Consider the following 17,754-nt stretch of genomic DNA (forward strand, 5'->3'; position numbering starts at 1 on the left):
TTGAGTCGGTTATGGCGGCGCGGTGCATGCCGCCAATGCGGCGCGTAGCTGGACCTCGTAGCCTTCGCGACGCTCGATTTCCGCGATGGCGGCCGCCGCGAAAGCATCCAGCGTCACATCGGCGGCTAGCGCTTCCGTGGGCATTGCCGGGCGCGGCGGCTCACTTTCGCGGCACGCCACGGGCACGGGCACATGGACCTGCTGCACGCGCGGGGCAGGCTGGGCGGCGCAACCGGCCAGCAGGGCGGACAGCGCCGCAACTATCAATGATTGCTTGACTGTTGCCGTCATCGTGCGCGCCCCTTGAGCCAGTCTCCTACGCGCACGCGGGCGCTGGCGCAGTCATCGCCGGGCACGGCAGGCGGCGCGGACAGCACGGCATCCGCCTGGCGCGCATGTTCGGCGGCGGCTTGCGCGGCTTGCCGGCGCGCGGCGGCGGCCTCGCGCTCGCGCCTTTCTGCCAGCGCTTGCAGCCTGGCCACGCCGTCGCTGCATGCTTGAGCGGATTGCAGGGCGTGGTCGCGCTCGCCAGTGACGGCGGCAATTTGCGCTTGCAGCTCGCGCGCATGGTTGCCCGCGCGCTGCCAGGCCACGCCCAGCGCGGCGTTGATCGCCACGCTGGCGGCCAGCAAGTAAACAGGGACAGGAATCATGGCGCGCCCCCCTCGCACATGGCCCGCTCGGCGGCGCGCCGCTTGACAAGGCCGGGCAGGCGCTGGCCCTTGGCATACACCCACTTGTCCAACTCGGCGCAGGCCCCTGCCATGTCGCCTGCGTTGGCTTTGCGCACCAGCGAGCTGCCGCAAAACGCTTGCGGGCCTACGTTGTAGGCAAACGACACAAAGGCGGCTTTTTGCCCGTCGGTGAGCGGGCGGCGGATGCAGGCCAGGGCCTGGGCGTGGCGGGCCAAATCCTGCTCCAGTAGCGCCCGGCATTGCTCGCGCGTGTAAGTCTGGCCGGGCTGCACGTCCGGCCCGGTGTGGCCGTAGCACGCCGTGAGTACGCCCACGGGGTCGCGGTAGGCCCACTGGCGCAGGCCCTCATGTTGCGCGACGAAGGCGGTGACAATGGCGGCGGCGCTGGCCCCGATGCTGGCGATGAGTTTTTGCCGGGGCGTCATTCGTCCGCCTCCATCGTGACCAGATCGGCCCCCGGATTGGCCGTGGCGGCGCTCATCTTGCCCAGGTCGGCCTCCAATTTGCCCAGACCGGTATCCAGCTCGTTGAGAGCTTGATTGACCGCAGGCGCAACACAGTGGCCGCTAAGCAAAAGCTGGATGCGCGCACGCTGCTCCTCAATGCGCCCCCGCTGCTCCTCTAGTTGCAGCTGGTGCGCCTCCACATCCAGTGCGTGGATTTCGGCGCGCCGCACGGCCTCGGCGGCCAGCCGCTCGGCGGCCACCCGCTTGTAGTACCACGTCACAAGCAAACTGATGGCCGCAAAAATCACGCCCATCAGGCTCAGCACATGTTCGGTAGTCCACCAGCCGATGACCGCGCTCGTGGCCCCGGTGGTGAGCGTGACCTGGTTGCCTATGCTGCCCAGGCGCTCCACCACGTCCGTTTTCATGTTGCTCATGTTTTGCTCCTTTCTGGGCGCATGCTCCACGTGAGGCATGCCCGCTTGTCAAAGCCGGGGCGCGGGTGTGCATTGCGCGCGTTATCAATCTCGTAGCCCAGCCGCCAGCCCAGCTGCCAGCGCCCGGCCAGGCGCATTTGCAGATTGACCTGCCAGACGTCGCCTTGCTTGAGCACTTGCGCGGTCCAGCGGCTGCGCTGGCCCGTCCATTGCTGGATGCCGCCGTCTACCGGCTGGCCCCGGCTCCACGCCTCGCGCTCGCCGCCGTTGCTTCGTAGCCACGCCGTGCGGGCCTCGACGCTGCGCGGGTGCTTGCCCGCGCCGCCGCTGAAAAAGCGATGCCCCCAGTAGTTGCGGGCGCAGGCGCACTGGTATTCCAGGCTTTGCGGGTTGGGGTCAAGCTCCAGGGGCAGGGTGCAGGGCGCGGCTTTGAGCCACTGGCCGCCAGCGGCCATGACGGCGGCGCGGCGCGCATCCACATCAGCCTGCGCCCGCTCGCGCAGGCCGGGCGGCAACTCCCCGCCGCGCGGTTTGCCCAGCATCCACACCTGCCGGATGGAGCCGTCGGGCATCTGGTAATGCTCGGCCCAGGGCACGTTGTCGCCATTGACGCCGTTGCCGCCGTTGGGCGCGACGCCAAAGCTGGCGTAGGCGGGCAAGGCATCCTCTACGGTCTCGGCGCTCCACGGCAGGGCCTGGGCAAGGCGTTTGGCCGCCAGCCTGGCGCGGAGCTGATGCAGCGTCAAGCCCTTGGCGCGGCGGCGCGACTCTTGCAGGCAGGCCAGCGCCTGTTCGTGCAGCTCGCCCGGCACTTCGGCCAGGCGCAGGGCTTTCTCAGCGGCTTTTATGCTCATTCGGTTTTCTCCTTCCTCTTTTGCTTCGTTTTTCATAGCTGACTGTGCCCGCGCGGCTTGCGTTTGCGCCGGGTTCGTCCCACATTTCGCGCGGCAGGTGGCGGCGGTGACGCTCGGCCAGCCAGCTTTCGCGGCAGTGGTCTTTGTCCCACCAAAAGAGGCGGTCAATGACGCCTGCCACGCGCCGCCAGCCGGGTTTGCCCGCCAAGCGGGCGCGGTGTGCGCGGCTGGACAAGGTCTCATCTGGCGAGCCGTTGGCGATGGCGTTTGCCAGCTGATCCAGCGCGATCAGGATGTTTTTGAGACGGCTCATAGCTCAATCTGTGCGGCCTGGCGGAACAGGTTGTCAATTTGCTCTTGCGTAAGCCCTAGCTGCTCGGCGGCGCTGTTGAGAAACACGCTGCTGCGCTCCCAGTGCGGGCAGTCATGCAAGGCGAACTGGGCGAACGCCTTGTCGTCGCCCTCGGGCAGGGCCTGGACGTAGTCCTCTACTTTTGACAACAGACCGGCTTTGTAGAGCGCGGCTTTGCCCTGGGCGCGCGTCACTTTTTCGGGCACGGCAGGCGGCGCGGCCGGTTCCAGCGGCGCGGCGGCCAGCCGCCAGCGGCCCGGATAGGCTTGCTCGACAAAGGCCGGGCAGGCCACGATGCGGTTGATGACGGCCCCGCCGCCGTCCAGAATCTCGAAAACTTGGCCGGTCATGGTTGCGCCTCCAACAGCTCGAAAGTGACAAAGCCGGGGCCGCCCTCGCCAGAGCCGCTGCCGGAGCCGGAGCCATAGGATGGTGTGCGATATCCACCGCCACCCCCGCCTACACCGCCTCCGCTACCGGGGCGCCCAGTGTTGCCGCCGCCGCCGCCTCCGAAACCACCTCCCTGATCGCCGTAACCGCCCTGCCCGCTACGCGAGAGAATGCGACCGGTGTTATCAAAGTACGCCAGAGCGCCGGACACATCGACCAGCAGCCAGCAGTGACTGACGTCTATCGGCGGCAAGCCCCCAGCGGATGTAAAAGTGCCCATCAATGCTGATGCGCCATTGACGCCAGCGCCAGATGCCGAGGATGATGCGTGGCTGGTGCTGCCGACCAGCAAAGCAGGCGAGGCCCCTCCCGTTGCTTGACCCGCAACGACTGCATTACGTGCGGACTTGATAAACCAGTCCAGCCCCGTAGGGTCAGCGGCGTCAGGGTTGGTTGTGCCTGCCACGCCTTGGACGCCGCCTGGCCCGCCAGGGATCGAGATATTGACGCCCGGCCCCTGCACAGTGAGCGTGCCGCCCGCATTACCTGATTCATGGCTCGACTGCTTCGCGCCGCCTGCGGGGATGGTGACTGTAAATTGCTGCCCGCGCGAGACGCGGACGCGCTTGATGCCGACCGTCCCGGCGCTGCCGCCGGTAGCGCCTTGCGTGGCTACGTTCATGGCGCTGTAGGCCCCGCTTCCGCCCGCGCCCAGGCAACGGATCACCAGCCAGCCATCGGCCGGGCATGTCCACACCTGGCTGGCGGCGATGTAGCAGACGGTGCGGCGGGCGAATGTGGCGCGCGACAAGTCATCCAGCGCCGCAAAAACAGTTTGGGATGTGCTCATGCCACCTCCGCAGTCATTTGAGTGATGGAGCCGCTGGCGGCGTCGCGCGTGTATCTTTCGGTGCGCGTTTTGCCGTCCCAGGCGGTGACGGTTTTGACAATCAAGCCGCGCGGGTCGCGCTCGAACGTGTCGGTCTGTGTCTTGCCATCCACCAGTGCCACGGTCTTGATCAGGCGGCCTTGCGCGTCACGCTCGAACGTGACGCTGGCTGGCCCGGCCAGCGGGTCGGCGGCGATGCGCGCGCCGATGCTGGCCCAGTGGGTAGCGTCCCGCTCCGGCGGCGTGCTGCTGCCGGAGTGCGCGGCGATGCAGCGGTAAAGAACGCCGGGGGTGGACACACCCCAAACCACGTCATTGACGCGCCACGATTGCCCCGACTCCCATGAGCGGGCGTTGCTGGCCGCGCCCGCGCTGGCGGCGTGCTGCGCGGCTTGTGCGGCAGATTGCGCGGCGGCCGTTCGCGCCTGGCCTGCCGCCAGCAGGTCAGACGCCATTTGTCCGGTGGCGAATGTTGCGTTGGCGTGCAGGTTTTGCGCCAGGGCATTGGCTTCGGATTGCAAGCCGGGCAGCGCGCCTAAAAACGCATCCGCGCGGGCGTCGAAATTGGCCGGATCGCTGCTGGACGGCGGCGTCGGCAGCGGCGAAATGGCCGAGGGGGTTACAAGGGGCATGCATCCTCTCCTTAAAAATCTTCAATCTCAAGCGTTTGCAAAATGTTTCGCGGGTAGGCCAGGTCAATCTGCCAGCGGCGGGCAAAGCCCAGGCTCAAAACCGGCTCGAAATACGGGTGTTCTTTCTGGTCATCCAGACCGCTCCAAATCACCACCTTGCCCAGCAAGCGGGGGCGCAAGGCGTAGATCAGCGGCGTCAGCTCGGCTGGCCCTACCAAGCGGATATCGACGCGCGGCACATTGCGGCGCGGCAGCAAAATGGTGGTGCCGTCGGCCTGCCTGTCCATGCGGGAAAAGTTCAGGGCGTCGCTTTGGGCGTTGTATTGGGCTGCGCCGATGTAATAGCTTTTACCTATCACTAGCGCGGCCAAGCCGTAAGGCCCGGCCCCGCCGGAGACCGTGACTTCCAGCGTTGCGCCTGGCACGGGCGGCAGGTCAAAGCGGAGTAGGGACTCCACCTGCGCGGCGTCAAAGCCCCCGAAAAAGTAGTCGCTCCACCGCATCGAGATGCGGCGCACCATGCTGGTTTCGTGCCGGTAGACCTCTGCGCCCGCGCTGTCCCGCATCACGATCAGCACGCTGCGCCCGCGCACGCCGAACAGGCCCACGGTATCAATGCGACCAGGCACTTTGATGCGGACGCGGATGGGGTCGCTCGATGTGCTGGGCGTGTTGCGGTCCAGCGCAAACATGTTCCAGCGCGCCGTCGGCCCCATGTCTTTCCAGAGGTCGGCGGCGCTTTCCGGCGTGGCGGCGGCGCGGCCCTGAACATCCTTGACGCACTCGTAGATGCGGTGCGTCTGCGTGCGCGTGACGCGCTGGCCCACGCGGTAGGCCGTGCCGCTTGTCCAGATGGCAGGCTCGCCCGGCGCTGGCTCGGCGATGCTGGAGTGCGCCAGCATCGCTTCGGTGATGTGCAGCGGCTCGGTGACTTTCACGGCGCGACCTCCATCATGGCAAACGCGCCGCCGCCCGTCTCGGATGTGACGTTGCGCAAGGTGTCGGCGCTGCGCTGCGAGGCGTCGGCGATGCGTTCCAGCAGGGCGCGCAGGGCGGCGACGTCCTGCCGCAAGGCGGCCACTTCGGCGCTGCTGCCGCTGCCGCCAGCCAGCATGCCGCGCGTGTCGGCGCTGTTGTAGATGCGGGCGGGCTGGGCGAAATGCACCAGCTCCGGCCCCTCTTCGCCCACCAGGGCAAGGCCGCCTCGATGCCAGCCGCCAGCGGCGAACTGGGGGATGCGGATGCCGCGCTCAAGCGCCCGGTAGCGGAACAAGTCCAGCTCGGCGCGGTTGAGGCGGCCCACGCTGCCGTCGGCGTAATGCCGCTCGCCCGAGCGGAAATCGATGTATGTGCCGCCACCGACATCCAGACGGCCCGTGTTTGCGTCGTAGGAGAGCGTGTGCGCGGGCGTGGCCGGGCCGGGGCCGAAGCCCGATCCGCTGCCGCCTGCGCTGCCGGACTGGCCCGTGGCGCTGCCGTTTGCGGCCTGCTGCGCCGCGCGCTCGGCTTGCATTTTTTGGCGGAGCCAGTCCAGCGCTTGGTCGATCGAGCGCAGGGCCTCGCCCTGCCCGCGCATGGCCGCAATCTGCTCGCGCCAGTACTCTTTTTGCTGGGTGAGCAGGTCGATTTGCGTCTTGAGATGTGCCACCTGCTGCTCGGCCAGCGTGAGTTGCCCGCCCGCTTTGTCGCCGATCTCCTGCAAGCGCCCGGCCATGACGAGCTGGTCGCGCTCGTATTCGGCCACGGTTGCATAGTTGTCCATCGTCAGGCCGCCGCGTGCGGCCTCGATGGCGCGGCTCAACTCGGTGGCATCGGGCAACACACCCGCGCGGGCAGACGTCAGGGCGTTGCGGATGAAGGCTTGCCCTTGGGCCGCCAGCATGGCGTTGCCCGCGCCCGTTTGGCCGTAGAGCTGGCGCGCTGCCGCATGCGCCGTCTGCATGACGGAGCGCGCTTCGCTGGCGAGGTCTTGCGCCGCTTGCAGGGCGGTTTGCAGGCTGCCGATTTGCCGGTCAATGGCTTTTTCGAGCGCGGACAAGGCGGCATCCGTGGCTTTTTCCGCGGCGTCGAGCGCCTCTTTCAGCGCTTCGGCGCGGCGGCGCTCGGCTTGCGTGGCATCCTCTGCGGCTTCGGTGACTTCTGCCACCGCGCCTTGCAATCGCATGAGCGCGGCGAAGGCCCGGCGGCCAGCATCTGTGGTCAGATCAAGGCCGTCTACCAGCGCGCGAAACTGCGCGCGGGCGTTGGCAGATTGCAAGTCCGGCGCTTTCAGGCCCAGGTCCTGGATCTGTTGCGTGATGGCGCGGCGGGCATTCTCTTTTCGCTCGGTCTCGCTGTAAAAGTTTTGGTAGTAGCTACCGACGGCCTGGCTGAAGGCGTTGCGGCCTTCTTGGCCTTGGCCGAACAGTTCGACCAGGCGGCTTGCCATGTCCCCGCTGCGCACGCTGGCTTCAAACAGGGTGCGGCCCAGCAGGGCAAAGGCACTGTTCACGGTGGCGAGGCTGGCGGCCATGCGCTCAAGCGTTTGCACGGCGGTCTCGCCGTCGCGCCGGAAGTAGCTGCGTGTTTGCAGCTGGACGGCGGCATCCTGCGCTTTGACGGTGAAGTTTTCCACCAGGCCGCGCGCCAGGCGCTCCATCTGCTGCCCCTCGGCTTCGCGCAAGAGCGACTCGGCCAGTGCTTCTTGCGCCGCGCCCAAGGCTTCGGTGTAGCGCTGCTGGATTTCTTCCGGTTTCAGCCCCTGCAAGCTCAGCCGCAGGGTGTGTGTGACGCTGTTGAGCTTGTCCGTGGGGATATTCAGCGCTTCGGCGTAGGCGCGCAGTTGATCGCGCACGGCCTGATATGGCTTTGCCAGCGTCTGGCGCGTCTCTTCATCCAGTGTTTCGTAGCGGGTTTTGTTCGAGCGGAACCAGCCGCCTTTGTAGTATTTCCACGCCCGCCCGGAAAAGCCCTCTTCGCCGCCAAACGTGCCCTCGATGCCGTAATCCTTAAGCTTGCGGCCAAACAGGCGATTGACCACGCCGCCCAGCGCGCCGCCTACCAGCGCGCCGATGGCAGTGCCGACGCCGGGGATGATGGAGCCAATGGCCGCGCCTGCTGCCGTGCCGGTATTGACGGCGCTGTTGCCGCTGCGGCCCCAGGCGGAGTAGCCGCCGCTCAGGGCCTGACCGACGGCGCGCCCGCCAAAGATGCCGCCGAGGGCGGACATGGCGGCTCCGGCTCCGGATGCGAAGGCGCTGCCGTATTGGCCGTTGGCCCACAGGGCGGCCAAGTTGTCCGAAAACGCGCCCCAGCCTTGTTGCAGAAGAGTCGCGCCGTTGGCGAACATCTGTCCGTAGCTGCCCAGCATGCCCAGGTTGTTCATGCCGCCGAAGCCGCCGAAATTGAAGCCGCCCATGTTGCCCAGCCCGCTGCCTGCGCCACCTTGGGCCGCGCCTGACGGGCCGCTCATCAGCATGGAGAGCATGCCGCCAGACCACGCGACGATGGGCCGGATGAGGGGCTGCAACACCAGCGTGCGGAACATGTTTTTGAGGGCGTCGCGAAAATTTTTGGCGAAGCCTTTGCCGTCCTCGAAGCCGCGAAACAGGGCGTCAGTGAGGGACTTGTTGATGTCGTCCGTGGTGCGCTGCCACTCGTCCTGCATCTGTTTTTTCGCTTCTTGCAGGTCGGTGGCGGCGCGCTTGCGCTTGATGGCTTCGCCGATGGCGGCGGCGTATTGCTGCCACGCGACCGTGCCGCGCTCGATGCCCTGGCGCTCGAGTTCGCGCATGAGGGTGGCTTTTTCGCGCTCGGCGGCATTCAGTCCGATCAAGCGGGTTTCAAACTCGAGATTCGCCAGGATTTCCTGGGCGCTTTTGATCTGGTTTTCGACGGTTTTTTCGTGCTCTTCGCGCGCTTTTTTGAGCTTGTCTTCTTCTTCTTTCAGCTCGCGGGCGGCATCTTGCGCGTACTTTTGCTCGCTGATCAGGGTGGTGACAGCGGCGCGGTAATCGTCAAGGCTGATGCGGCCTTGGGTGTAGAGCGAGTAGAGCTTTTGCAGGTCGGCGTAGTAGCTGGGATCGACGCCTGCTTGCTTGGCTTGCAGGCGGTTGAACAGCTCCATGGCCTCATCCTTGGCTTTTTTGAGGCCCTTGGCCCCTTTTTCGCCCGCCTTGGCCAGGCTGGTTCCGGCGGCCTGGGCGGACTTGGAGAGGTCATCGACGGCGTTTTTGGCTTTGACGGCGGCGATGTAGGCGTCGGCCTTTTCGCTCCAATCCGTGCGGATGTTGCTGGCCATGCCCCGGCTGAAGGCATCGCCGACGTCGGACAGGGACGTGGCCCCCTCGGTGCTCATGCGGCCAAATTGGCTGGCGCGGATCTTGCCGGGCAGAAACGGGAGCTTGTTGTATTTGTCGGCAATGACGTTGAGGGTGTTTTCGGCCATCGCGGCAATGCCGTTGAAAGCCTGCGCAAAAGCGTTGCGCACGATCTGACCGACGGCAACGAAAGACGCCGCAATGCCATCGCAAACCCCCAGGGTCAGGCTGGCGACCATGTCCAGCACGTCGGCGATGCCGCGCAAGGCGCGCTCCCAGAAACCGACGGTGCTGGTGGCGGCCTTGCCTTGTTCGCTGGCGCTGGTAGATGCGGCTTCGGACACAGCGGCAGCCGCGTCTTGCGCCTTGCCGGTGATCATGTCGAAGGCGACGGCGAACATGTTGCCCAGGCGCATGGCATCTTCGCCTGTGCCATCGAATTCGTCTTTGAACGCCATGTAAGCGGCCGTGAGGCCGACCACGGCGGCGGTGGCCACGCCGAAAGCCCCCATGGAGAGCGCGAATTTCAGCATCGCGCCAGCGGCGGCAACGGCGGCGCTGGCGATAGCCCCCAAGTTGGTGATGAGCAGCGCGGCACCAACGGCCATGCTGCCGGTGACAAGCGCCGCGCCGATATCGTCGATGTTGTCCGCCAGCCAGGTGAGCGCCTTGTCTGCGGTAGAGACTGCGCCAGAGATGGCTGCGCCCAGGCCGCTTTGGCTGACCCGGAGCAGCAGGTTGTCCCAGGCATCCCCCAGGCTGCCGATGGCTCCATCGAGCGTTTTGGTGCGCTCCAGCATGGCCCCGGCGAAATTGACCTCGCCGATCTGGCGCAAGTAGCGGGTGATGTCGGCGGCGTTTTTGCCGACGGTGGTGGTGATGCCCTGAAACGTAAACGCGACTTTGTCGCCTTGTTTGCTGGCGGTGATGCCAAACTCTTTCAGGCGCTCAAACTGTCCGGTGGCGGCATCCGCGACGGCCTCGATCATTTGATTGAGGTCTTTGCCCATGGCCGAGGCGGTGTTGCCGTAGCTGGTGAGGGCCTCGCGGCTGGGGTCTAGCCCCAGCGATTTCATTTTGACGAATGCCTGTGTGGCCTGGGCCAGGCCGAAGGGGGTTTCCTTGGCGAATTTTTTGATCCACTCCATTTCCCGCGCAGCGGCCTGGCTGGAGCCGGTGACGGTGATCAGCGAGCTGTTGAGTACGTCAAATTCGCGCTGCACCTCAACGATCTTGGCTGTAAATGCGGCCACACTGAGGCCGCCCGCGAAGGCGACCATGGCGCTTTTGGCGGATGCAAAACCGCGCTCGACGGTTTTGAGGTCGCGCACGACGGCCTGACTGCCCTCGAGGGAGAGGCGGATGCGGGCGGGGATGTCGGCAAGGGCCATGATAGGAGGTCAATCTTGTTTTTTGCGGGCCTTTCTAATTCCCTCGAATTCGAGGGAATTAAAGCCATGATGGGAAGTCAATCTTGTTTTTTGCGGGCCTGCCTGGCCCAGATATCGAGCGCGGCGGTCTCGCAGGCTTGCAGGTCGCCCATGAGGCGAGGCCAGTTGTTGCGCGGGATGCCGCTGGCTTGCAGCCAAGCCAGCACGCCTGCGTAGTCCAGCCCGGTTTGCATGGCTCCGGCCATTCCCAGGGGGGCGAAACGCCACTGGGTTTGCACGGACTGCCAGACGCGCCAGGCGTCCACGTTGTCGGGCCAGAGGACGGCGCGGGGCGCGGGAGCGTCTGCCGGGGCGTCGCCCTCGATGCGGATGCCAAAGGCGGCGGCGGCGTCGGACAGGCCGTCTTGTTCAGGCTCGTCGGCGGGCGCTGTGGGGCTGGTGAGCTGGCCCGCTGCCCAAAGGCGGGTCAGCTCTGCGAGTTTTTTCGGCGGCCAGCGTCGCCGTCGCTGGCGAAGAGGGCTTTTTGGTAAGCGATAAAAATGATCATCTCCGCGCCGACGACGCTCAGCAAAATGTCGAAGGCTTCGGGACTGAAGGGGGCCTGGATGCCTTTGTCATCGACCACCAGGCGCTGGTCGCGCCAGTCGGTGATGTGTTCGCGCAGAAAGTCTGCCGTGGTGAGGCTGGGGTTGTCGGCATTGGGGCCAAAGAAACGGTTCCATTCGGGCACGCTCAGGCGGCGGCCCGTCAGGCGCATGTTGAAGGTTTTGGTGACGCGGCCGCTTTTGATTTCGAGCGTGACGGGGAAATCGACGGTGTTGTCAATGGCGAGCTGGTATTTGGCTTGGTCGGTCATATCAGGGCTTGCAGAAAGGGTTGAAGAGGGGCTTACAGGCAAACGATGCGAAGTTCGTCGTCGCCATTGACGGGTTCGGCGTTGAAGTCGCACGCCAGGAGCAGTTGGCCGTTGGAGTCTTCGTATTTGGGATTCAGCCGCACGGCGCGGGCGATGTGGAGCAGGACTTTTTCGCCCGCTTGCGTGCCGTGCAGCAGGCTGATGCTGGTGGGAGTGTTTTGGTTGATTTCGGCGCGCATGGCAACCTCCTTGTCCGCTGGCAGGGCCAGGGCAAAACTGCCCGCAGGCTTGCGGTCGGTGATGTCGATGCTGTTGCACCCCAGCAGAGCCAAGTACTTGGCGTCGTTTGCCATGTTGAGCGTCAGGCCCTTGCTGCAAAAGCTGTCGCCGCCGGTGATGGCCCCGGTGGCGTAGGTGCCGCCGAAAGTGAGCTTGCCGCTGTTGTGCGTGTTGACGATGTGCGGCATCTTCCACGCGGTGTAGTTGGGCGTGGGGGCGGCGGCGGCCTGGCTGCCGCCGTCAAAGCCGACGAAGCTGAATTTGAGCGTGGGGCGCTCGCCTTCGGTCATGTCGAAGGTGACGGTGCCCATGCAGCCGAGGGCGGTGTGAATGACGCCGTCGGCGCTGTACTTGATGGTGAGGCTTTTCAGCGCGTCGGAGACGGGGGTGTATTCGACCATCTGGCCCGGCGTGGCGGTCTCTGCAAATGCGCAGGCCAGCAGCAACCGGCCCCAGGCGGGGGCGTCGCCCGCCGTGCCGCTGCCAGCCAGCTCGACGCTGAAGTCGATTTTGAGATGACGGGTGCCGACGAGGGTGCCGCCGTGGCCCATGGTGGGGCGGATGAGGTTGCGGTCTTTGTTGTCGTATTCGACGCTGAATGTAGCGTCGCTGATGAGCAGGGCGTCAGCAGCGGCGGGGGCGGCGTCGGTGCCCTGGGTGGTTTCGAGTTTGGCGAGGATGAGGGTCTTTTTGATCTTGCGGGCCATGATGCGTCCTTCAGGTGTGGTTCAGGGGCAGTTCGGTGAGGGTGCCGTCGGCTTCGCGCTGCCAGCGGCCGCCTTGGCGGGGCATGACGGCAGGCGCGGGCGGCTGGGGCGAGGTCGGGGCAGGCGGCGGAGGCGTTTCGGCTGGCGGTGTTTTGCGGCTCATGGGGTGCTTTCGAGGCTGCTTTGTGGGGTGCGGACGAGGGCCATGACGCGCATGGCAAGCTGGGCGATGGGGGTGTCTTCAGCGGCGTGCTGCCACTCGACGCCCTGACGCTCCATGTCCGGGTCAGCCAGCGCAAAAAGGCGTTGCCATGCCTGGGCGGCGAGGGTTTCGGCACGTTCGGCGGCAGCAGCGGCGCTGGCGGCGCGGGCGTTGCACTCAATGGAGACGGCCACGAACCAGTCGGTGTGGTCATGCACTTTCTGGCTGGCGTCTGCCGAGAGCAGGCGAATGACGATGGCGTCGGGTTCTTCTTGCGCGATGGGGCGGTCGCGCTCGATGTAGATGCGGCCATCGGCCAGGGCAGGGGCAGCCAGCAGCGCCTGGGCTAGTTGCTCGCGCAGGCGGGTAAAGACGGTCATGCTTGCTCCAGGTACAGGGTGGACAGGCCCGCGCCGTCCGGGTGGTGTTCGGCGACGCGCCAGTGGCTGGCCCCGGCTTGCGTTTGCACGGTGACGCGCAGGCCCCGGACGGAGCCAGGGACGCTGGCGCTGGGCAAGCGGATGAGGGGCACGCTAGTTGCCATGCCCTCTGCCTCGACGTAGTCGCGCTCAAAAATGACGGGCAGCGGAGGCTGGCCCGCAAAGCTGGCGGTGGCGTTGGACAGGTGGCTCATGACAGCCGCGTTGGCACGGGCTTCCTGGGCGGCGAAGGCGGGCAGGGGCATGGCTTACACCATCTCAGAGCCAGACGGCGGCGCTTCCGGCGTGGCGGCGGCTGCGGGCGTGGCGGCGTCGGGCGTGGCGGCGGCTGCAGGCGCGGCGGCGTCGGGCGTGGCGGCGGCTGCGGGTTGCGGTGCTTTGGACTTGCGGCCCGGCTTGCCCGCTGGCGGGTTGGCCGCAGGCGCGTCGCCGGGCAGGGCGCTGGCCAAGCCTCGCGCGATGAGCGCCTGGGCTTGTTCGTCGGGTACTTCGGCCTGCTCACCGGGGGCGATGGGGCCGGGCCAGAGTGTGACGAGGGCGATGACTTGCATGGCAGGCTCCGTTAGCGGACGGTGGCGCAGAAGCTGGCGTTGATGCGGTACGGAACTGTGAGCGGGGCGCTTTGCATGAGCAGGTAGCGCACGCTCGGGTCGTTTTCTTTCCAGCTCTTGGCAAAGTAAGGGAGCGCCTGGAAGCCCGCGTCTTCGTCGCGGATGGCTCCGTAGGCGCGCACGCCTTCGAGGTCGGGGCCGGTGACGATGACGGTGTAGTCTGGCAGGTAGGCCGTGAGCTGCCCGGTGGATGGGTCCTCGTACCAGCCCGCATGCACGTAGATGTCCAGGCTGCCGAGGCTGCCCATGAAGCGGCCTCCTTCGCCAATGACGGTGGGGTGCAGGGCGTCTTGCCCCCGGAAGCGATCAAGCAGCTTTTGGACTTGCGCGTCCTGGCTGAACAGCTCCCACGCCTTGACGTCCATGACGACGATGTTGGCCATGGCTCCGCTGTGCTTGGTGACGAGCATCGACCAGTCTTGCACGTCCTTGAAGGGGCTGACGCCGCTTTCGCCCCAGCGGGCGGTGGAGGTGAGAGCAACGGTGAGATCGGCATGGCGGCCAAAGTCCAGCTCGACGCGCGGGTAGTGTTCGCCCTCGATAACCACCTTGCCCCGGCGCAGGGCTTCGACGGCCATGACTTCCTGGCGGCGGGTGAGCATGTCCAGCTGGTCTTGCAGCTCGCTGGCGAGCAGGGCGTGCATGCGCTGGGCGGGGGCGAGTTCGCCACCGATGCGTTCGCCCGCCAGGCGCTTGAAGGGGCGATTGGGGTCAAAGACGCGTTTGTCCTTGATGTAGGCGGGGCTGAAGGTTTGGGTGCTGTAGCCCTCGCTGCGCACGACCTGCCCGGCGACGATGGGGGAGACAAAAGGGGCCAGGCGGCGGCTGCCTTTGTTCACGTCAAAATGGATTTCGGCGCTGGTTTCGGTCTGGAGGGCGCGGAAAAACGAGTTCAGGAAAAAGGGCGCGGGCGCGATCAGCTCTTGCACGACGCGGATCAGGACGGCGGTGTCAAAAATGTTCATGGTGTTTTCCTTTCAGCGGGGACGGTCAGGCGGCGGCCAGCAGGGTGATGCCTTTGGTGCGCAGGGCCTCGGTGACGCTGGCGGCGTCGTGGCCCGTGCCGAAGCTCAAGGCGCTGGCGGCAAAGTCGCCGCGTGCGTAGGCCAGGGCGGTTTTGTCGCCGCTGGTGGCGTCGATGTCTTCGGCCAGGATGAGGTCGGGGGTCTGGCTGCCGTCGCTGGCGGCGGCAGCGCTGGCCTTGTATTTGCCGTCGGCGGTGACTTTGCCGAGGACGCATCCGCGCTTGAGGTTTTCGCCCGAGGCGACCGTGATGCGGCGCGAAACCAGCAGGTGGGCGTTGCCAGCGAGCAGGCTGTCGGGGGTGTAGATGCCGTCAGTGCGAAATGAGGCGTGTGTCATGGTGGCTCCTTGGTTCAGGCGTGGCGCGCGTGTTGCAAGACCTGGGCGGCAAGGGCGGCGGTTTCGTCTGCCGGGCTGGACGCCTCGATGCCGCTGACGGCGGGATTGAGAGCGGCCATGTGCTGGGCAAAGCCCGCGCTGGCCGTGGCGGCAGGGGCAGGGGCCGCGCCCAAAATGGCGCTGGCTTGCTCGGCGGTGAGGCCGGTGGCGATGCACTGGCGGGCCAGATCGGGGCAGGCGGCGGCGCGCTCGTGGCCGAGGATGGCGGCGGTGCGTTCGCGCTCGGCTTGTGTGCCTTGCCGGATGCCTTCGCTCAAACCGGCGGCGTGGCCTTGCTCGCGGGCGGCTTGCAGGGCTTGTTCCTGGGCGGCAGGTGCCGCCGTGGCTTCGGGGTGGGTCATGGTGTTTCCTTTCCTGTTGGGTGCAGCCATAGCTTTTTTGGGTGCGGGGGCGGCAACGAGGGCGGCCAGCTGGGCTATGGCGTCGTCCACGGTGCTGATGCGGTCGATGAGGCCGGTCGGCAGGGCGGCAGCGCCCCGGTACACCTGCGCCTGGGTGTCGCGCACGGCGTGCTCTGGCAGGCCGCGATGCAGGGCGACGGCCTGAACAAAGTCGCCGTACAGGTCGTCAATGTCCGCTTGCAGGGCGTGGCGCACGTTGCCGGGCAGCGGCTCGTAGGGGTTGCCATCGACTTTGTGCGCCCCGGCAAAGATGTGGGTGACTTGCAGCCCCTCTTTGGACAAGGCGCGGCTCATGTCGACGTGGCGCATGACGATGCCGACGGAGCCGGTGTAGCTGGTGGGGGTGGCGAGGACTTCGTCGGCGGCGCTGGCGATCAGGTAGGCGGCGCTGGCGGCCATGCCGTCGGCGATGGCAATGACGGGTTTTTGGCCGCGCGCGGCATGGATGCGGCTGGCCAGCTCGAAAGCGCCCTGGACTTCGCCGCCGGGGGAGTCGATGACGAGGGCGATGGCGCGGGCGTCGTCAGACGAGAGGGCGCTTTGGAAGGCGGCGGCGATGGTGTCATAGCCGAGCAAGCTGGTGCTGTCGGCTTCCAGCCGCGAGCGGTGCACGAGCGCGCCGCGCACGTCGATGACGGCCACGCCGTTGTCCAGACGCCAGCCGCCGGGGTGCTGTTCGCTGCGGCGGGTGCTGAGCATTTCCGGGGCGGCGCTCTGGGCGGCGGGCAAGGTCAGTCCATCGACGCCCAGCAGGCGGCCGCCGAGGCCGGCAATGATGGCGTCCAGCTTGGCGGGCAGAACCATCAGGGGCGTGTTGAACAGGCGGGCGGCCAGGTGGGGGTAGGCGCTCATGCGACGGTGTCCTTTTCGGAGGCTTCGGCGTCGCCCGCTCCGGGGCCGTCAGGCGGGGCGATGCTTTTGCCGGTGGCGGTTTGGCGGGTGACGCCGTAAAAATCGAGGCCGCGCTCTTGCAGCATCCGGCGCTCGGTTTGTTGCTGATCCATGACTTCTTCCCAGTCTTCGCCTTGATCCGCGCACTCTCTTTCGAGCGTGGATAGGCCCGCGCGCAGGCGGATTTCGGCGGCCTGGGCGTCTTTGACGGGATCGACCCAGCCCCGGCCGCCAAAGAGGAAGCGGGCGCGGGCGTAGGCGTAGCGGCGGTCGTAGTAGCCGGGGGCTTGCACGCGGCCGGAATTGACGGCTTCCTCCAGCCACAGGTCGTAGACGTCGCGTAGGAAGTAGTCGGTGATCCAGCGGCGGCGGCCGTTGAAGTAGCGCCAGGCTTCGAGCAAGGCGGCGCGGGCGCTGCTGTAGCTGGTCTGGCTGAAGTCCTTGAGCAAAAGCTCGTAAGGCATGTTCATGCCCGCCGCAATGTGGCGCAGGGCGGCTTTCATAAAGGCGTCGAAGGCCGGATTGGGGCGGCCCGGCGCGACGGTATTGACGCGCGTGCCAGGCGGGATGGTGATGAGGGCGGGACCGCGCAGGCGGCTGAAGGCGGCGCGGGCGGAGTCAGCAATCTGGGCGTTGAAGGCGGCTGCGCCGTCACCCAGCATTTCGGCCATGCTCTGGGTGTCTTGGTCGCTCTCCAAAAAGGCGGCGATGAGCGAGTTGGTGACGCTGGCCTTCAGCTCGTTGCTGGCGTACTCGCCCGCCATGCGCAACTCGCGCATGACGCCAGCGACGACGGGCTTGCCACGGCTTTGGCCGCTGCGCTCTTTGTCGTGCAGATGGATGACGCGTTTGCGGCCCCAGGCGGTGAAGGCGGGGATCTCTTCCCATTCGGCGTAGTCCATGCCTTTGCCAAGCAGGGCGTCGCCGGGGTGTTTTTTGAGGATGTAGTAAGCCAGCGGGTCGCCGTGCGGGCCAAAGCGGATGCCGCCGCGCACGTCTTCCGCGCCGCGTTTTTCAGGCGGGGTGCAGAGGCGGTCAGCCTCGACGATCATCAGCCGGGTGGCCCATGCCTGGCCGGGGCGCGGCAGCCACAGGGGCAGGGCGACGGCGTCGCCGTTGAGCATGGCCCCGCCCAGCATTTGCAAGGTGAGGCCCAGCAGGTTGAGGGTGCGGGCGGCGTCGCATTCGGCGGTGTCGGCCCAGCTGCGGAACTGGGCCTCAACATCATTGGCCCATTCGCGGGCTTTTTCACGGCTCCAGCCGAGCAGACGGTAATCCGGCAGGGCCGACAGGCGCAGGGTGCTGCCGACGATGTTGTCGCGCAGGGTCTGCATGCCGCCGGTCATGAGTCCGTTGTTGCGCGAGAGGTCACGCGAGCGGGCCATGAGGGTGGACAGGTCGGGCAGGAGGTCAGCGTCGGCGCTGCCTGGGTAGGGGTTCCAGGAGGCCAGGTGCGGTTCCGACCCCGCGCCCGTGTGGCTGGACATGGCGGGGGCGGGCGAAGGCGCAGAGGCGGCGCGCGGGCTGAAGGGCCAGAGGCGGGAGAGCAGGCTTGCCATGC

The 17,754-nt window shown here is 66.7% G+C and carries 22 protein-coding genes; all 22 read right to left on the reverse strand.

Annotated elements, in window-relative coordinates; genetic code table 11:
- Positions 1-9 precede the first annotated feature (9 nt).
- Positions 10-291 carry a hypothetical protein gene (locus tag ADJ79_RS07060; RefSeq protein ID WP_050715370.1) on the reverse strand — a complete coding sequence of 94 codons (282 nt, stop codon included), beginning with the start codon at positions 289-291 and terminating at the stop codon, positions 10-12.
- Positions 288-653, reverse strand: coding sequence for a hypothetical protein (locus ADJ79_RS07065; protein ID WP_050715371.1), 366 nt, complete (start codon positions 651-653; stop codon positions 288-290). The genes ADJ79_RS07060 and ADJ79_RS07065 overlap by 4 nt, the downstream gene beginning before the upstream one ends.
- The gene (locus ADJ79_RS07070) at positions 650-1,120 is read right to left on the reverse strand and encodes a lysozyme (protein WP_050715372.1); all 471 of its coding nucleotides are present in this window, start codon (positions 1,118-1,120) and stop codon (positions 650-652) included. Before ADJ79_RS07070 ends, ADJ79_RS07065 begins: the two co-directional genes overlap by 4 nt.
- Complete coding sequence (locus ADJ79_RS07075; RefSeq protein WP_050715373.1) at positions 1,117-1,578, reverse strand: holin; 462 nt, start codon at positions 1,576-1,578, stop codon at positions 1,117-1,119. Before ADJ79_RS07075 ends, ADJ79_RS07070 begins: the two co-directional genes overlap by 4 nt.
- Complete coding sequence (locus ADJ79_RS07080) at positions 1,575-2,432, reverse strand: hypothetical protein (protein WP_050715374.1); 858 nt, start codon at positions 2,430-2,432, stop codon at positions 1,575-1,577. Before ADJ79_RS07080 ends, ADJ79_RS07075 begins: the two co-directional genes overlap by 4 nt.
- Positions 2,413-2,745: a hypothetical protein gene (locus tag ADJ79_RS07085; RefSeq protein ID WP_216597109.1), complete on the reverse strand. Its 333-nt coding sequence runs from the start codon at positions 2,743-2,745 to the stop codon at positions 2,413-2,415. Before ADJ79_RS07085 ends, ADJ79_RS07080 begins: the two co-directional genes overlap by 20 nt.
- Complete coding sequence (locus ADJ79_RS07090; RefSeq protein ID WP_050715375.1) at positions 2,742-3,134, reverse strand: hypothetical protein; 393 nt, start codon at positions 3,132-3,134, stop codon at positions 2,742-2,744. The genes ADJ79_RS07085 and ADJ79_RS07090 overlap by 4 nt, the downstream gene beginning before the upstream one ends.
- Entirely contained in the window at positions 3,131-4,024 is an 894-nt protein-coding gene (locus ADJ79_RS14205) for a hypothetical protein (RefSeq protein WP_050715376.1), read from the reverse strand. Before ADJ79_RS14205 ends, ADJ79_RS07090 begins: the two co-directional genes overlap by 4 nt.
- On the reverse strand, positions 4,021-4,695 hold the full coding sequence (locus ADJ79_RS07100) for a hypothetical protein (RefSeq protein WP_050715377.1): 675 nt from the start codon (positions 4,693-4,695) through the stop codon (positions 4,021-4,023). Before ADJ79_RS07100 ends, ADJ79_RS14205 begins: the two co-directional genes overlap by 4 nt.
- 11 nt (positions 4,696-4,706) lie before the next feature.
- Positions 4,707-5,633 carry a hypothetical protein gene (locus ADJ79_RS07105; RefSeq protein ID WP_050715378.1) on the reverse strand — a complete coding sequence of 309 codons (927 nt, stop codon included), beginning with the start codon at positions 5,631-5,633 and terminating at the stop codon, positions 4,707-4,709.
- The gene (locus tag ADJ79_RS07110) at positions 5,630-10,384 is read right to left on the reverse strand and encodes a tape measure protein (RefSeq protein ID WP_050715379.1); all 4,755 of its coding nucleotides are present in this window, start codon (positions 10,382-10,384) and stop codon (positions 5,630-5,632) included. The genes ADJ79_RS07105 and ADJ79_RS07110 overlap by 4 nt, the downstream gene beginning before the upstream one ends.
- A gap of 77 nt (positions 10,385-10,461) precedes the next feature.
- Positions 10,462-10,854, reverse strand: coding sequence for a DUF1799 domain-containing protein (locus ADJ79_RS15435; protein WP_082203177.1), 393 nt, complete (start codon positions 10,852-10,854; stop codon positions 10,462-10,464).
- On the reverse strand, positions 10,851-11,240 hold the full coding sequence (locus tag ADJ79_RS07115; RefSeq protein ID WP_050715380.1) for a hypothetical protein: 390 nt from the start codon (positions 11,238-11,240) through the stop codon (positions 10,851-10,853). Before ADJ79_RS07115 ends, ADJ79_RS15435 begins: the two co-directional genes overlap by 4 nt.
- A gap of 32 nt (positions 11,241-11,272) precedes the next feature.
- A complete protein-coding gene (locus ADJ79_RS07120) occupies positions 11,273-12,226 on the reverse strand; it encodes a phage tail tube protein (protein WP_050715381.1) in 954 nt (317 codons plus the stop codon).
- Positions 12,227-12,236: 10 nt separating this feature from the next.
- Complete coding sequence (locus tag ADJ79_RS14210) at positions 12,237-12,389, reverse strand: hypothetical protein (protein WP_156304074.1); 153 nt, start codon at positions 12,387-12,389, stop codon at positions 12,237-12,239.
- A complete protein-coding gene (locus ADJ79_RS07125) occupies positions 12,386-12,808 on the reverse strand; it encodes a hypothetical protein (protein ID WP_050715382.1) in 423 nt (140 codons plus the stop codon). The genes ADJ79_RS14210 and ADJ79_RS07125 overlap by 4 nt, the downstream gene beginning before the upstream one ends.
- Entirely contained in the window at positions 12,805-13,113 is a 309-nt protein-coding gene (locus ADJ79_RS07130) for a hypothetical protein (protein ID WP_050715383.1), read from the reverse strand. Before ADJ79_RS07130 ends, ADJ79_RS07125 begins: the two co-directional genes overlap by 4 nt.
- A 3-nt stretch (positions 13,114-13,116) precedes the next feature.
- Positions 13,117-13,419: a hypothetical protein gene (locus tag ADJ79_RS07135; RefSeq protein ID WP_050715384.1), complete on the reverse strand. Its 303-nt coding sequence runs from the start codon at positions 13,417-13,419 to the stop codon at positions 13,117-13,119.
- A gap of 11 nt (positions 13,420-13,430) precedes the next feature.
- On the reverse strand, positions 13,431-14,444 hold the full coding sequence (locus ADJ79_RS07140) for a major capsid protein (RefSeq protein WP_050715385.1): 1,014 nt from the start codon (positions 14,442-14,444) through the stop codon (positions 13,431-13,433).
- A gap of 25 nt (positions 14,445-14,469) precedes the next feature.
- Positions 14,470-14,841, reverse strand: a complete 372-nt coding sequence (locus ADJ79_RS07145; RefSeq protein WP_050715386.1) for a head decoration protein — start codon at positions 14,839-14,841, stop codon at positions 14,470-14,472.
- A gap of 14 nt (positions 14,842-14,855) precedes the next feature.
- Entirely contained in the window at positions 14,856-16,154 is a 1,299-nt protein-coding gene (locus ADJ79_RS07150) for a S49 family peptidase (protein WP_050715387.1), read from the reverse strand.
- Entirely contained in the window at positions 16,151-17,752 is a 1,602-nt protein-coding gene (locus tag ADJ79_RS07155; RefSeq protein WP_050715388.1) for a phage portal protein, read from the reverse strand. Before ADJ79_RS07155 ends, ADJ79_RS07150 begins: the two co-directional genes overlap by 4 nt.
- Positions 17,753-17,754 lie beyond the last annotated feature (2 nt).

The sequence above is a fragment of the Ottowia sp. oral taxon 894 genome, assembly GCF_001262075.1.
Classification (GTDB): Bacteria; Pseudomonadota; Gammaproteobacteria; order Burkholderiales; family Burkholderiaceae_C; genus Ottowia; species Ottowia massiliensis.

Excerpts from the sequence above, each read along its gene's own strand:
- ADJ79_RS07060 (WP_050715370.1), bottom strand. The coding sequence starts at position 291 with ATGACGGCAACAGTCAAGCAATCATTGATAGTTGCGGCGCTGTCCGCC.
- ADJ79_RS07065 (WP_050715371.1), bottom strand. The coding sequence starts at position 653 with ATGATTCCTGTCCCTGTTTACTTGCTGGCCGCCAGCGTGGCGATCAAC.
- ADJ79_RS07070 (WP_050715372.1), bottom strand. The coding sequence starts at position 1,120 with ATGACGCCCCGGCAAAAACTCATCGCCAGCATCGGGGCCAGCGCCGCC.
- ADJ79_RS07075 (WP_050715373.1), bottom strand. The coding sequence starts at position 1,578 with ATGAGCAACATGAAAACGGACGTGGTGGAGCGCCTGGGCAGCATAGGC.
- ADJ79_RS07080 (WP_050715374.1), bottom strand. The coding sequence starts at position 2,432 with ATGAGCATAAAAGCCGCTGAGAAAGCCCTGCGCCTGGCCGAAGTGCCG.
- ADJ79_RS07085 (WP_216597109.1), bottom strand. The coding sequence starts at position 2,745 with ATGAGCCGTCTCAAAAACATCCTGATCGCGCTGGATCAGCTGGCAAAC.
- ADJ79_RS07090 (WP_050715375.1), bottom strand. The coding sequence starts at position 3,134 with ATGACCGGCCAAGTTTTCGAGATTCTGGACGGCGGCGGGGCCGTCATC.
- ADJ79_RS14205 (WP_050715376.1), bottom strand. The coding sequence starts at position 4,024 with ATGAGCACATCCCAAACTGTTTTTGCGGCGCTGGATGACTTGTCGCGC.
- ADJ79_RS07100 (WP_050715377.1), bottom strand. The coding sequence starts at position 4,695 with ATGCCCCTTGTAACCCCCTCGGCCATTTCGCCGCTGCCGACGCCGCCG.
- ADJ79_RS07110 (WP_050715379.1), bottom strand. The coding sequence starts at position 10,384 with ATGGCCCTTGCCGACATCCCCGCCCGCATCCGCCTCTCCCTCGAGGGC.
- ADJ79_RS07115 (WP_050715380.1), bottom strand. The coding sequence starts at position 11,240 with ATGACCGACCAAGCCAAATACCAGCTCGCCATTGACAACACCGTCGAT.
- ADJ79_RS07120 (WP_050715381.1), bottom strand. The coding sequence starts at position 12,226 with ATGGCCCGCAAGATCAAAAAGACCCTCATCCTCGCCAAACTCGAAACC.
- ADJ79_RS14210 (WP_156304074.1), bottom strand. The coding sequence starts at position 12,389 with ATGAGCCGCAAAACACCGCCAGCCGAAACGCCTCCGCCGCCTGCCCCG.
- ADJ79_RS07125 (WP_050715382.1), bottom strand. The coding sequence starts at position 12,808 with ATGACCGTCTTTACCCGCCTGCGCGAGCAACTAGCCCAGGCGCTGCTG.
- ADJ79_RS07130 (WP_050715383.1), bottom strand. The coding sequence starts at position 13,113 with ATGCCCCTGCCCGCCTTCGCCGCCCAGGAAGCCCGTGCCAACGCGGCT.
- ADJ79_RS07135 (WP_050715384.1), bottom strand. The coding sequence starts at position 13,419 with ATGCAAGTCATCGCCCTCGTCACACTCTGGCCCGGCCCCATCGCCCCC.
- ADJ79_RS07140 (WP_050715385.1), bottom strand. The coding sequence starts at position 14,444 with ATGAACATTTTTGACACCGCCGTCCTGATCCGCGTCGTGCAAGAGCTG.
- ADJ79_RS07145 (WP_050715386.1), bottom strand. The coding sequence starts at position 14,841 with ATGACACACGCCTCATTTCGCACTGACGGCATCTACACCCCCGACAGC.
- ADJ79_RS07150 (WP_050715387.1), bottom strand. The coding sequence starts at position 16,154 with ATGAGCGCCTACCCCCACCTGGCCGCCCGCCTGTTCAACACGCCCCTG.
- ADJ79_RS07155 (WP_050715388.1), bottom strand. The coding sequence starts at position 17,752 with ATGGCAAGCCTGCTCTCCCGCCTCTGGCCCTTCAGCCCGCGCGCCGCC.